The organism is Catellatospora tritici (assembly GCF_019083965.1).
In the GTDB taxonomy this organism is placed as follows: domain Bacteria; phylum Actinomycetota; class Actinomycetes; order Mycobacteriales; family Micromonosporaceae; genus Catellatospora; species Catellatospora tritici.
The window spans coordinates 465869-478272 of the sequence record NZ_JAHRCY010000003.1; the positions used below are offsets into that span (position 1 = coordinate 465869).

General features: G+C 70.3%; 11 protein-coding genes. 6 read left to right on the forward strand and 5 right to left on the reverse strand.

Features of this window, described 5'->3' with window-relative positions; all coding sequences use genetic code 11:
- Positions 1-7 precede the first annotated feature (7 nt).
- Both KUA19_RS09250 and KUA19_RS09255 read left to right on the forward strand, forming a co-directional pair.
- Complete coding sequence (locus KUA19_RS09250; protein ID WP_217395717.1) at positions 8-907, forward strand: Gfo/Idh/MocA family protein; 900 nt, start codon at positions 8-10, stop codon at positions 905-907.
- 81 nt (positions 908-988) lie between these two features.
- Positions 989-2368 carry a serine/threonine-protein kinase gene (locus KUA19_RS09255; RefSeq protein WP_217395718.1) on the forward strand — a complete coding sequence of 460 codons (1380 nt, stop codon included), beginning with the start codon at positions 989-991 and terminating at the stop codon, positions 2366-2368.
- 99 nt (positions 2369-2467) lie between these two features.
- On the opposite strand, the gene KUA19_RS09260 is transcribed toward KUA19_RS09255, so the two are convergent.
- The gene (locus KUA19_RS09260; RefSeq protein ID WP_217395719.1) at positions 2468-3901 is read right to left on the reverse strand and encodes a GH1 family beta-glucosidase; all 1434 of its coding nucleotides are present in this window, start codon (positions 3899-3901) and stop codon (positions 2468-2470) included.
- A gap of 689 nt (positions 3902-4590) precedes the next feature.
- On the opposite strand from KUA19_RS09260, the gene KUA19_RS09265 reads away from it, so the two are divergent.
- Positions 4591-5346 (forward strand): SDR family NAD(P)-dependent oxidoreductase, encoded by a 756-nt coding sequence (locus tag KUA19_RS09265; RefSeq protein WP_308167394.1) that lies wholly within the window; start codon positions 4591-4593, stop codon positions 5344-5346.
- Positions 5347-5676: 330 nt separating this feature from the next.
- On the opposite strand, the gene KUA19_RS09270 is transcribed toward KUA19_RS09265, so the two are convergent.
- The 3 genes from KUA19_RS09270 to KUA19_RS09280 all read right to left on the reverse strand — a co-directional run bounded on the left by KUA19_RS09270 (position 5677) and on the right by KUA19_RS09280 (position 9098).
- Entirely contained in the window at positions 5677-6636 is a 960-nt protein-coding gene (locus tag KUA19_RS09270) for a carbohydrate ABC transporter permease (protein WP_217395720.1), read from the reverse strand.
- The gene (locus KUA19_RS09275) at positions 6633-7652 is read right to left on the reverse strand and encodes a carbohydrate ABC transporter permease (protein WP_217395721.1); all 1020 of its coding nucleotides are present in this window, start codon (positions 7650-7652) and stop codon (positions 6633-6635) included. Before KUA19_RS09275 ends, KUA19_RS09270 begins: the two co-directional genes overlap by 4 nt.
- A 102-nt stretch (positions 7653-7754) precedes the next feature.
- Complete coding sequence (locus KUA19_RS09280) at positions 7755-9098, reverse strand: ABC transporter substrate-binding protein (protein WP_217395722.1); 1344 nt, start codon at positions 9096-9098, stop codon at positions 7755-7757.
- Between the two features lie 359 nt (positions 9099-9457).
- Here KUA19_RS09280 and KUA19_RS09285 point away from each other — a divergent pair, with 359 nt between their 5' ends.
- The 3 genes from KUA19_RS09285 (at position 9458) to KUA19_RS09295 (ending at position 11911) form a co-directional block, all read left to right on the forward strand.
- Positions 9458-9661, forward strand: coding sequence for a cold-shock protein (locus tag KUA19_RS09285; protein ID WP_217395723.1), 204 nt, complete (start codon positions 9458-9460; stop codon positions 9659-9661).
- A gap of 319 nt (positions 9662-9980) precedes the next feature.
- Positions 9981-10754, forward strand: a complete 774-nt coding sequence (locus tag KUA19_RS09290) for a trans-aconitate 2-methyltransferase (protein ID WP_217395863.1) — start codon at positions 9981-9983, stop codon at positions 10752-10754.
- A gap of 134 nt (positions 10755-10888) precedes the next feature.
- On the forward strand, positions 10889-11911 hold the full coding sequence (locus KUA19_RS09295; protein ID WP_217395724.1) for an adenosine deaminase: 1023 nt from the start codon (positions 10889-10891) through the stop codon (positions 11909-11911).
- Here the strand turns inward: KUA19_RS09295 and KUA19_RS09300 are convergent, their stop codons facing one another.
- Entirely contained in the window at positions 11912-12364 is a 453-nt protein-coding gene (locus KUA19_RS09300; RefSeq protein ID WP_217395725.1) for a type II toxin-antitoxin system PemK/MazF family toxin, read from the reverse strand.
- Positions 12365-12404: the final 40 nt, after the last annotated feature.

The following is a 12404-nucleotide window of genomic DNA, read 5'->3' on the forward strand; positions in this document are numbered from 1 at the left end:
GATCACCATGCGATTCGGGTTGTTCGGGACGGGCCATTGGGCCCAGGTGACGCAGGGCGCGGCGCTGGCCGCGCACCCCGAGGCCGAGTTGGTCGGCGTGTGGGGCCGGGACCCGGCCAAGACCGCCGCGCTCGCCGAAGAGCTGGGCGTGCGGCCGTACGCCGACGCCGACGCGCTCATCGCCGACTGCGCGGCCGTCGCCGTGGCGCTGCCGCCGGACGTGCAGGCGCCGCTGGCCGTCCGCGCCGCCCGCGCCGGGCGCCACCTGCTGCTGGACAAGCCGGTGTCGCTTACGGTCGCCGACGCCGACGAGGTGGTCCGGGCCGTCGCCGACAGCGGCGTGGCCAGCGTGGTCTTCTTCACCGCCAGGTTCGATCCGGAGGTGAGCCAGGCCCTGGAGACCGCCGCGGCGGCCGGGGGCTGGAGTTCGGCCCGGGTCATCATGTACGGCTCGATCTTCGCCCAGGGCGGCCCGTACGCCGGGTCGCTGTGGCGGCGTGAGCACGGCGGCCTGTGGGACCTCGGTCCGCACGCGCTGTCCCGGCTGCTGCCGGTGCTCGGCCCGGTGGCCGAGGTGTCGGCGCTGCGCGGCGCGCAGGCGACCAGCCACGTGCTGGCCCGCCACGACAGCGGCGCGGTCAGCGTCCTGCAGCTGACCCTGGACGCGCCGCCCGCCGCGCAGCCGTTCGGCTACCAACTGTTCGGCGACGCGGGCGTGGTGGATCTGCCCGGCGGCTCCGGTGATCCCGTGGTCAACTTCGGCCAGGCGATCGACGAACTGCTGGCCCAGGTCCGCTCCGGGCGGCCCGGACACCCCTGTGACGTGCGCTTCGCCCGCGAGGTCGTGGCGGTGCTGGCCGCGGCCCAACGCTCCGAAGAGGACGGTCGCACGGTCGCGGTGCGGTGACCGGCGGGTAGCGCAACGATCATGCAACTGTGTCGACGCGGGCGTTGACACCGGTGCCGATCATGCCGCAACGTGCGGTGCGTGACCGAACACGATTTCCTCATGCGTGCCGGGGATCTGCTCGCCGGCCGCTACCGCCTGATCGATCGGATCGGGGCCGGTGGAATGTCGGTCATCTGGCGGGCCAAGGACGAGACGCTCGACCGGCTGGTGGCGCTGAAGATCCTCGACCCGGTGCTGGCCGGGGACGAGCGGCTGCGTGAACTGGCTCGCCGGGAGGCGTGGGCGGTGGCGCGGCTGAACCACCCGGACGTCGCCGGGGTGCACGACTTCGTCCGCGACACCACCGCCGACGGCGAGGAGATCGCCGTCATCGTGCTGCAACTGGTCGCGGGCGAGCCGCTGGCCGACCGGATCGCGTTGGGGCCGCTGCCGTGGCGCGAGGCCGTGCGCATCGCCGGACGGGTGGCCACGGTGCTGGAGGTGGCGCATCGCCGGGGCGTGGTGCACCGCGACATCACCCCGGACAACATCATGCTGCACGGCGAGCAGGTCACGGTGCTGGACTTCGGCATCGCCGCGCGGGTCGGCGAGCCCGACGACGACAGCACCGGCGCCAGCTTCGGCACCCCCGCGTACGTCGCCCCGGAGCGCCTGGACGGCACCCCCGCCCAGCCCGCCACCGACGTGTACGCCCTGGGCGTGGTGCTGTTCGAGATGCTCACCGGCCACCCGCCGTTCCGGGTGGCGGGCTGGGACGACGTCGCCGCCGACCACGGCCCGGTCACGATGCCGCAGGTCCCGGGGCTGCCCCGGACGGTGGGTCGCCTGGTCACGGAGTGCCTGCAGCGCGACGTGGCGCGGCGGCCGTCGGCGGCCGAGGCGGCCCGGGTGCTGCGCTCGGCGCTGATGAGCCCCGGCCGCAAGCGGCTGGTGCCGCTGGGACTGACCGTCGCCGCGCTGGCCGCACTGGGGCTGCTGGTGTGGCTGCTGCCGCTGGACGACACCGACCGGCCCGGCGCGGTGACCGCCTCGCCGACCACCTCGCCCAGCGCGACGGCCTCGCCCACCGTGGCGCCGTCGGCCTCGCCCAGCGGGTCGGCCTCGCCGTCGGTATCCGCGAACTGGCCCCCCGGCTATCCCACCAAATCACCCCCGCCGCCCCCGTCTCCGCTGCCGTCGGCGGCGGTGCTGACGGTGGCGCAGGCGCGCGACGCGGCTCTGTACAGCCTGGAGCTGGCGCAGTCGCAAGCACAGGTGCGCTCCGATGTCGCCACGGACATCGCCAACGTGATCCGCAATATCGCCCAGAACAAGCACACGGGCGACCTGCTGCGTCAGGAACTGGCAGGCCTCTACGAGAAGATCGACCAGCGGGAACAGGAGCACACCCTCGCCCCGGAGGCCGCCCAGCGGCTGCGTGGCGACGTGGCGGCGCTCGGTCGGGCGCTTGGCGCCTAGCCGGCGCACGGAAAACATTGGGGGCCGGGCGACCAGTGGTCGCCCGGCCCCGTCACCCGCCGGCGTGGACTCGGTGGTCGCCCACCGGCGGGGAAACTTTCACAAGCCGTTGGCGCGAATCACGTCGCTGTACCAGTCGGCGCTGTCCTTGCGGATCCGTCGCTGCGTGGCGTAGTCGACGTAGACCAGGCCCCACCGCTGGTCGTAGCCTTCCGCCCACTCGAAGTTGTCCATGAGCGACCACACGTGGTAGCTCTCCAGGTTGACCCCGTCGGTGATGGCGCGGTGCGCCTCGGCGAAATGGTCGCGCAGGAACGAGATCCGGCCCGTGTCGCGGACCCGGCCGTCGCGGCCCAGGGTGTCCGGCGTCGGGAGCCCGTTCTCGGTGATGGTCAGGGCGATGTCGCCGTAGTCCTTCTTGATGCGCATGAGGATGTCGTACATGCCCTCGGGGTAGATCTGCTGCCAGAACGCCTCGGTCGTCGGGTACCGGGTGACGGTGTCGCCCTCGGCGGTGACGTACAGCGGGGTGTAGTACTGGACCGCGAGCAGCTCCACCGGCGAGTTGATGACCTGCACGTCGCCGTCGAGGATGTACTTGTGTATCGGGGAGTACGAGGCCAGGTCGTCCAGGACGTCCTGCGGGTAGCTGCCCTTGAGAATCGGGTCGAGGTAGAGGCGGTTCTCGTACCCGTCGTGCAGCACCGTGCGGGCCTGGGCCTGCGGGCTGTCGTCGGCCGGGTAGCAGGGGTGCAGGTTGAGCGCGGGGCCGATCCGGCCGGTGGTGCCCAGGTGCGGGCGCATCGCCTGCACGGCCAGGCCGTGGGCGAGCAGCTGGTGGTGGGCCACCACGTACGCGGCGCCGGGGTCCTGCTTGCCGGGGGCGTGCGTGCCGGACAGGTAGCCGTTCTGCACGATCGTCTTGGGCTCGTTCAGGGTGAGCCAGTTGGGCACGACGTCGCCGAGTGCCTGCGCGACGGTGGCGGCGTACTCGGCGAAGCGGTAGGCGGTGTCGCGGTTCTCCCAGCCGCCGAGATCCTGCAGCTCCTGCGGGGTGTCCCAGTGGTAGAGGGTCACCATCGGCGTGACGCCGCGGTTGCGCAGGCCATCGGCCAGTCGCTTGTAGAAGTCGAGACCCTTGCGGTTGACCGGTCCGGCGCCGGTCGGGACGACCCGCGGCCAGGACACGGAGAAGCGGTATGACTTGAGGCCCAGCTCCCGGATCAGGTCCAGGTCGTCGGCCCACCGGTGGTAGTGGTCGGCGGCGACGTCTCCGGTCTCGCCGTTGCGCACCCTGCCGGGGATCCTGCAGAAGGTGTCCCATACGGACTGCCCGCGTCCGTCGACGTGCGCCGCACCTTCGATCTGGTACGCCGAGGTCGCGGCGCCCCAGACGAAACCGTCGGGGAACCGCAGGGCCGGCGCCGCGGCGAGGGAGGGATCGGTCCCGTCCTCGCCGGCGTTCGGGGCGCCGGTGGCGACCGATGTGGAGGTCGCGGCGCCGCCGGGGGCGGCGCTGGGGGTGCCTGGCATGTGGTGCTCCTCAAATACTGGGAAAGGGCTGATCATGGGTGGGAACGCTCCCATGATCGGGTACAGTTGTCCCTATCCCGGTGACGGGTGGAGATGTGGTGGTCGGAGTTTCGCAAAGGTGGCGCAAGTCTGGTGCTGATGGGCGTCAAGGCGGACAATGCATCCCGATGGTATGGGAGCGGGGAAGGGCAGTCCCCGCCCCCATCGGGTGCTCACGCCCTGTGCCTGCCGGGCGGCAGGGTCACGAGGCAGCGTGACGCGCGGGAGCCGTTGGCACGCGACGTAGTCGCGAGCTTCACCTCCTCTCCGGCACCCGGAGGGAGGTCGGTCGCCGGTCGTAGGGAGATCGGCGACCGACCGCCTCGGGGAGCGGCCGGCGATGGCGTCCGGGCGGGCCATCGACGGGACTAATTCTTACATTGATGAACATCCGTGGAAGCGTTCCCATGGACGTTTGTTGAGACGATAGCGACTCCTGAGCCGGAGGGGAAGACCCTTCATCGCCCCAGAATCTGTAGGCAACCACCTGGAAATCCTTGGCTGGTAACCGATGTGGCCGCTACCTGCGGAAGCGCTCCCACGGCTGAAGATCGATGTGTCGAGCGTGTTTCCACATTGACACGATGTCGGGCTTGCCCGGGTTCCCGAGCCCTCCCGGAGTGCCGGATCTGTCCGGTATGGTGGGTCGCGTGATCTTGGATAGCGAACAGCGACCGCTCGCCGTGGTCAGCGGCGGCGGCACCGGAATCGGCGCGGCCACCGCGCTGGCGCTCGCGCGGCGGGGACACGACCTCGTGCTGCTCGGACGCCGCCCCGGCCCACTGGCCGAGGCCGCCGCCGACCTCACCAAGCAGACAGACGCGTCGGTCAGCACCTTCGACGTCGATCTGTCCGACCCAGACGCCGTCGCCGACCTCGCGGCACGGCTGACCGGTCGCGCCGTCGACGTGCTGGTCAACAACGCGGGCGGGTTCCACGCCCGCGACGGTGAGGGCCTGGCGGCCACGGCCCGCAACTGGCGGGCCACCTTCGACACCAACGTGCTCACCGCCGTGCTCCTCACCGAGGCCCTCACGCCGCTGCTGCGGCGTCCGGGTGGCCGGGTGGTGCTGCTGAGTTCGATCGCGGCCCAGCGGGGCGGAGGCGGCCCCTACTCGGCCGCCAAGGCGGCTCTGCACGGCTGGGTGATGGACCTGGCCGTGCGGTTCGGCCCCGAGGGTGTCACCGCCAATGTCGTCGCCCCCGGCTACGTCGCCGACACGGAGTTCTTCGCGGGCCGGATGACCCCGCAGGGCCACGCCGATCGGGTCGCCGCGACCCTGGTGGGTCGGGCCGGGACGCCGTCGGACATCGCCGAGGCGGTCTGCTGGCTGGCCTCCGAGGCGGGCGGCTACGTCACCGGCCAGATCATCAACGTCAACGGCGGCTCCGTCCTCGGCCGCTGACCCGCCACCCGACTCGGCCCGCCACCCGACCCGACCCGGCCCGCCACCCGACCCGCCACCCGACCCGACCCGGCCCGCCACCCGACCCGACCCGGCCCGCCACCCGACCCGACCCGGCCCGCCACCCGACCCGACCCGGCCCGCCACCCGACCCGACCCGGCGCGCCATTCCGCCGCGCCCCCGCGCCCGCGTCGCGTGGGCGGGCCGTAATGCAGTTTCGGGGAAACTGCGCGAATCCGGGCTCGGATTCCTGCAGTTTCCCCGAAACTGTGCGGGGATGGTGGGGGGCGCGGCCGGCAGCGGTCGCGCCCGGGGGCGGAGGGGGCGGGTCAGCCCTTGACGGAGCCGGCGAGCAGGCCGCGGACGAAGTAGCGCTGCAGGGACAGGAAGACGATCAGCGGGACCACGATGGAGACGAAGGCGCCCGCCGTGAGCCGTTGCCACTCATTGCCACGCGTACCCGCCATCTCCGCCAGGCGGACCGTCAGCGGGGCGTTCTTCGGGCCGCCCGCGAAGATGAGCGCGACCAGCAGGTCGTTCCATACCCACAGGAACTGGAAGATGGCGAACGAGGCCAGCGCGGGCACGATCAGCGGCAGCACCACCGACCGGAAGATCTTCGCGTGGCTGGCGCCGTCGACCTTGGCCGCCTCGACCAGGTCGCCGGGCAGCTCGGACATGAAGTTGTGCAGCAGGAAGATGCCCAGCGGCAGCGCGAAGCAGGTGTGGGCGAACCAGACCGTGATGAACTTGGCCTCGTTCTCCAGCTCCCACGCCGGCAGCAGCTGGAACCCGTCGATCGCCACGCCCTTGGTGAAGAACTGCAGCAGCGGGATCAGCGCCATCTGCAGCGGCACGATCTGCAGCGCGAAGATGCCGATGTAGATCCAGTCGCGGCCGCGGAAGCGGGTCCAGGCCAGCGCGTACGCCGCGAGCGAGCAGAACGCCAGCGGGAACAGCACCGACGGGATCGTGATCACCAGCGAGTTGATGAAGAAGCTGGCCAACCGTCCGGAGGAGGCGGTGGTGCCGAACAGCACCTCCTGGTAGTTGTCCAGGGTCAGCTTCGGGTCGCTGAAGAAGTTCCACCAGCCGTTGCTCTTGATCTGGTCCTCGGGCCGCAGCGAGGAGATCAGCAGGCCGAACGTGGGCACGGTCCACAGCAACGCGATCACCAGCGACACGGCACTGGCGGTGCGGCTGGTCAGACGCTTGCGCACCCGTCCGACCGGGGTGGCGGGCACCTCGGCCTCCGGCATCGCCACGATGGTCTCCGACCCCGTGCTCATCGCACTCCCTCCAGCCGACGGCGGCGCATGACCCGGATCTGGTAGATCACGATCGGGGCGACGAGTACGAACAGCAGCACCGCCAGCGCGGCGCCCTTGCCCTTCTCGTCGAAGCGGAACGAGTAGTTGTACATCTCGTTGGCCACCACGCTGGTGCCGAACTGGCCGCCGGTCATGGTGCGAACGATGTCGAAGACCTTCAGGGTGCCGATGGAGATGGTCACCATGACCACGACCAGGGCGGGCCGGATGCTCGGCACGGTGACCCGCCAGAACATCTGCCACGGGGTGACCCCGTCGATGCGGGCGGCCTCGACGATGTCGCCCGGGATGGCCTTGATCGCCGCCGACAGCACCACCATGGCGAACCCGGCCTGGATCCAGACCAGCACCGCGATCAGGAACAGCGTGTTCCACGGCCCGTCCAGCAGCCACTGCTGCGGGGTGCCGCCGAGCGCGACCACGATCTGGTTGAGCAGGCCGATCTGGTCCTCGCCCTCCTGGCGGTAGGCGTAGATGAACTTCCAGATGATGCCCGCGCCGACGAAGGAGATCGCCATCGGCATGAAGATCAGCGACTTGGCGAACGACTCGAACTTCGCGCGGTCGACCATGACGGCGTAGACCAGGCCCACGGCGGTGGAGACGCTCGGCACCAGCAGCACCCACAGCACAGTGCTGAGCAGTACGCCGTAGGAGACGGGGGTGGAGCTGAAGTCGGGCAGCATGCCCGAGGTCTTGTCCGTGAACATCCAGACGAAGTTGTCGAAGCCGACGAACTCGGTGGAGTCCTTGTTCATGAAAGCCAGGATCAGGGTGCGGATCGCCGGGACGATGAGGCCCACGGTGAGCAGGGCGCCGGCCGGGAAGAGCAGACCCAGCGCGACCCAGCGGTCCTTGCGGCTGGGCAGCACGTCCAGCACCAGCAGCAGCAATCCCACCACGGCCGCGAAGGCGATGACGCCGTACAGCAGCATCATCAGCTTCGGGCCTTCGGCGGTGAAGTCGAAGTCCACGCGGTCTCCTCGTCGGCCGGTCGGGAGGAAGACTACGCCGTGTGGGTCCGAGCGGACCCACACGGCGCAGATTTCATGATCAAAGGATCATGCGGAGCCGAATCACCGCGGCCAGGACGCCTCGATGGCGTCGAGGGTGGTCTTGGTGTCCTTACCGTTGATCCACTCGGTCATGCCCTTCCAGAACGAGCCCGCGCCGACCGCCGCCGGCATCAGGTCCGAGCCGTCGAAGCGGAAGACCGACTTCGGGTCCTGCAGGATGCCGACCGCGACCTTGTCGATCGGGTTCTCGACGTTGTTGACGTCCAGGCCCTTGTTCGCCGAGATCCAGTTCTTCAGCTTGGCGCGGCCGTTGGCCCAGTCGGAGGTGGCCAGGTAGGTCTGCACCGCCTGGACCTCGGGACGGTCGGTGAAGGCGCCGACGAACTCGCCGCCGCCCAGCACCGGCTTGCCCTTGGCCGGGTCGATGGCCGGGAAGTAGAACGCGAACGCGTCGCCGTCGGCGGAGACGTTGGTGCCCTTCGGCCACTGGTTGGCGTAGAAGGACGCCTGGCGGTGCAGCGCGCACTTGCCCTCGACGATGGGCAGGCCGCCCTCCTGGAACGCGGTGGTGGCGATCGACTTCACGCCGCCGTAGCCGCCGTTGACGTACTTCTCGTTCTTGAGGATCGAGCCGACCCGGTCGGTCGCCGAGACGATGCGCGGGTCGTTGAACGGGATGGCGTGCTTGACCCACTGGTCGTACACGTCGGCGCCCTGGTCGCGCAGCAGGACGTCCTCGATCCAGTCGGTGGCCGGCCAGCCGGTCGCCTCACCGGACTCGATGCCCGCGCACCACGGCTTCATGCCGCTCGCGGCGATCTTCTCGCTCAGCGCGATCATCTCGTCCCAGGTGGTGGGGACGGTCCAGCCCTTCTCCTTGAAGGTCTTGGGCGAGTACCAGACGAACGACTTCACGTTCGCGCCGAGCGGGGCGCCGTAGAGGGTGCCGTCGACGGTGCCGTACTTGAGCCAGTCGGGGGAGAAGTTCTTCTCCGCCATGGTCTTCGTCTTGTCGCCGGCGGCCTTGAGCTTGCCGCCCTTGGCGAAGAACTCCAGCAGACCCGGCTGCGGCATGAAGGCCAGGTCGGGCGCGTTGCCGCCCTCGACGCGGACCTTGAGCTGGGCCTCGAACTCGCCGGACCCCTCGTACTCGATCTTGACGCCGGTGCAGTCGGCGAACGCCTTCCAGGACTGCTCCAGCAGCCCGGCCTCGGCGTCGCGGATGGGGGAGTAGATCGTGACGGTCTTGCCGGCGATGCCGGTGTAGTCCGTGTACGCCGCGCACTCGGGCTTGTCGAGATTGCCGGTGGCGTCGGGCTTGTCCGAACTGCCGCACGCGGCCGCGGACAGAGCCAGCGCGACCGCGCCCGAGAGGGCGAGCAGACGCCGGTGTCTGATGGACATGGAGTTTCCTCCTCGATTTCGTTGTCGGAGCGCAGCCCGATGGAGCCGGACCACACGCAACGTGACGCAAGATATGCAAACGCTTTCCATCTCACGCTGTCCAGCGCTCACCACAGTAAGGTTCGTAACGATTCGGAAACCAGCTCGTGTTCAGTGGGATGCGTAACTAGTGCCACCTGGAGTGCTTCCCCTCGGCGTGGTGAGCTACACTGAATCTTGGTTTTTGTGTATGTGGTTTGCTCGCGTTGCCCTCCCTGAGAGTCACCCTCCTGTGAGAGCCGCCGGTGCCGCTGCTCAAGTGGCCAAACCCCCGCACGAGGTGTGCGGCGCGGTTCGTTTTGTGCAAGGAAATGGTGAAAATGGCTCAGGGAACCGTCAAGTGGTTCAACGCCGACAAGGGCTTCGGCTTCATCTCCGTTGACGGGGGTGGCGCTGACGTCTTCGTGCACTTCTCCGCAATCCAGAGCGGCGGCTTCCGCAGCCTGGAGGAGAACCAGCGCGTCGAGTTCGAGATCGTGCAGGGCGCCAAGGGCCCGCAGGCCGACCAGGTGCGCGCACTCTGATCTGCTGACACGTGGACGGGCCGGTTTCGACCGGCCCGTTTCTCGTTCCCGCGGGCGTCGCGCCCGCGGCGGAGCGAACCGAGCCCCGCATGCCGCCTGGCATGCGGGGCTCGCTGCTGTCCGGGCACACCACGCGACCCCGAAGCCGGGGTCGACCGCAGTTTCGGGGAAACTGTGCGAATCCCGTCCAAAATTCCCGCACTTCCCCGGAAACTGCGCTCACACCACCACCGGGAGCGCTTGATGATGGCGCGCGGAGAGAGCTAGTCTCTTAGCAAGACGGACGTACGGTTTGCTAAAGCTGCTCCCGGAGGACGACATGTGGAACCCCGACATCTACCTGCGCTTCGCCGACGAGCGAGGGCGACCGTTCCACGACCTGCTCGCGCGGATCGCCGCCGACGATCCGCGCGAGGTGGTCGACCTCGGCTGCGGACCGGGCAACCTGACCGAGACGTTGGTCACCCGCTGGCCGCGAGCGCGAGTGCGGGGTCTGGACTCGTCGCCCGAGATGATCGACAAGGCTCGGGCCGGCGCGGGCAGCGTGGCGTACGAGGTGGCCGACGTCCGCGAGTACGTCCCCGCCCCCGACGTCGACGTGATCACTACCAACGCCGTGCTCCAGTGGGTGCCGGGTCATGAGCGCCTGCTCGCCGCCTGGGCGGGAGCCCTGCGGCCCGGTGCGTGGCTGGCCCTGCAGGTGCCCGGCAATCAGGACGCTCCCGCTCATCTGGCCCTGCGCGACCTGTGCGCCGCGCCCCGCTGGGCCGACCGGCTCGGGGAGCTCAACGACGCGGTCCGCCGCGTCCCCGACGCCACCGGCTACGCCCGGCTGTTGCGCGAGGTCGGCTGCGACGTCGACGCCTGGGAGACCGAGTACCTGCACCAGTTGCCTGAGGGCGGGCCCGAGCACCCCGTCCTGACCTGGCTGAGCGGCACGGCGCTGCGCCCGGTTCGCGCCGCGCTCGACGACGCCGACTGGGCCGAGTTCCGGGCGCAGCTCCAGCCCGCCCTGGCCCGCGCCTACCCGCCGTACGCGGGAATCGTCGACTTCCCCTTCCGCCGCGTCTTCGCCGTCGCCCGCAAACGCTGACCACCCCGAAGATCAGCCGATGTGCCGGACATTCGGGCGTATCTTGGCCGGTCATACGCCCGGTTGCCCGGCAACTTGGCTGATCTTGCGTGGGCACTTCGGGTGGGGGCGGGGCCGCTTAGTAAGGTGCCCTCATGGCTGATCTTGCCGGTTTTGTCGCCGGGCTGCCCAAGGCGGAACTGCACGTCCACCACGTCGGCTCCGCCTCACCCCACGTCGTGGCCGAACTCGCCGCGCGCTACGAGGGCGACACCCGGGTCCCCACCGACCCGGCCCTGCTCGCCGAGTACTTCACCTTCACCGACTTCGCCCACTTCATCCAGGTCTACCTCAGCGTCGTGGACCTGATCCGCGACGCCGAGGACGTGCGCACGCTGACCTACGGCATCGCGCAGGACCTGGCGGCGCAGCAGGTCCGCTACGCCGAGCTGACCATCACGCCGTTCTCCAGCGTCCGGCGGGGCATCCCGGCCGAGGCGTTCTGCGAGGCGATCGAGGACGCGCGGGTGCGCGCCGAGCGTGAGCTGGGCACGGTGCTGCGCTGGTGCTTCGACATCCCCGGCGAGGCGGGCCTGGAGGCGGCGGAGCAGACCCTGCGCATCGCGCTCGACCAGCGCCCCGAGGGCCTGATCAGCTTCGGGCTGGGCGGGCCGGAGATCGGCGTACCGCGGCCGCAGTTCAAGCCGTACTTCGACCGGGCGCGGGCGGCGGGGCTGCGCAGCGTGCCGCACGCGGGGGAGACCACGGGCGCGCAGACGGTGTGGGACGCGCTGACCGAGCTGGGCGCCGAGCGCATCGGCCACGGCATCTTCGCCGCCCAGGACCCGAAGCTGCTGGCGCACCTGGCCGAGCACGCGATTCCGTTGGAGGTCTGTCCGACCTCCAACGTGCGCACCCGGGCGGTGGCCGAGATCGGGCAGCACCCGCTGGCCGCGATCGTGGCGGCCGGGGTGCCGGTGAGCATCAACTCCGACGACCCGCCGATGTTCGGGACCACCCTGAACCGGGAGTACGAGGTCGCGGCGGGCCTGCTGGGCCTGTCCGAGGCGGGCGTGGCCGAGCTGGCCCGCGCCGGGGTGCGGCAGTCGTTCGCCCCCGACGCGGTCAAGCGCTCGCTGCTGGCCGAGATCGACGCCTATCCGGCGGCGCGGGCCTGATCAGACTTTGTGCAGGGTGCGCACCTTGCGCCAGATCGAGGCGTCCAGGGCGCCGGCGCGGTTGGAGAACGACACAGCCGGCACCCGGATCGGGTCGGTCAGGTCGAGGTAGCTGTCGTGGTCGGCGTCGGAGTCCCAGGTCCGGGTCGGGATCACGATGTGATCGCGCCGGTGTGACTGGTCCTGGCTGGTGATCTTCAGCACCTCGTACGACCCGGCGCGGCCGCGCAGGACCAGGCAGGGGCGCACCTTGTGGCCGGTGCCGTCCTCATACGGCACGTCGGCCCACCAGATCTCCCCGGGCTGCGGCCCGCCGACCGGGGTGCCGGGGCGGCTCGGCGCGCCGGGGCGGCCCGGCTTGCGTCCCGGGCGGGTGGGGGTGGGGCGCCGCCGCAGCCACCAGACGATGGCGGCCAGCGCGAGCAGCGCGATCACGGCAATGGTCAACCACATGAGCGCCGAGTCTAGGTGTGCCGTCCCGCGGCGCCGCAAT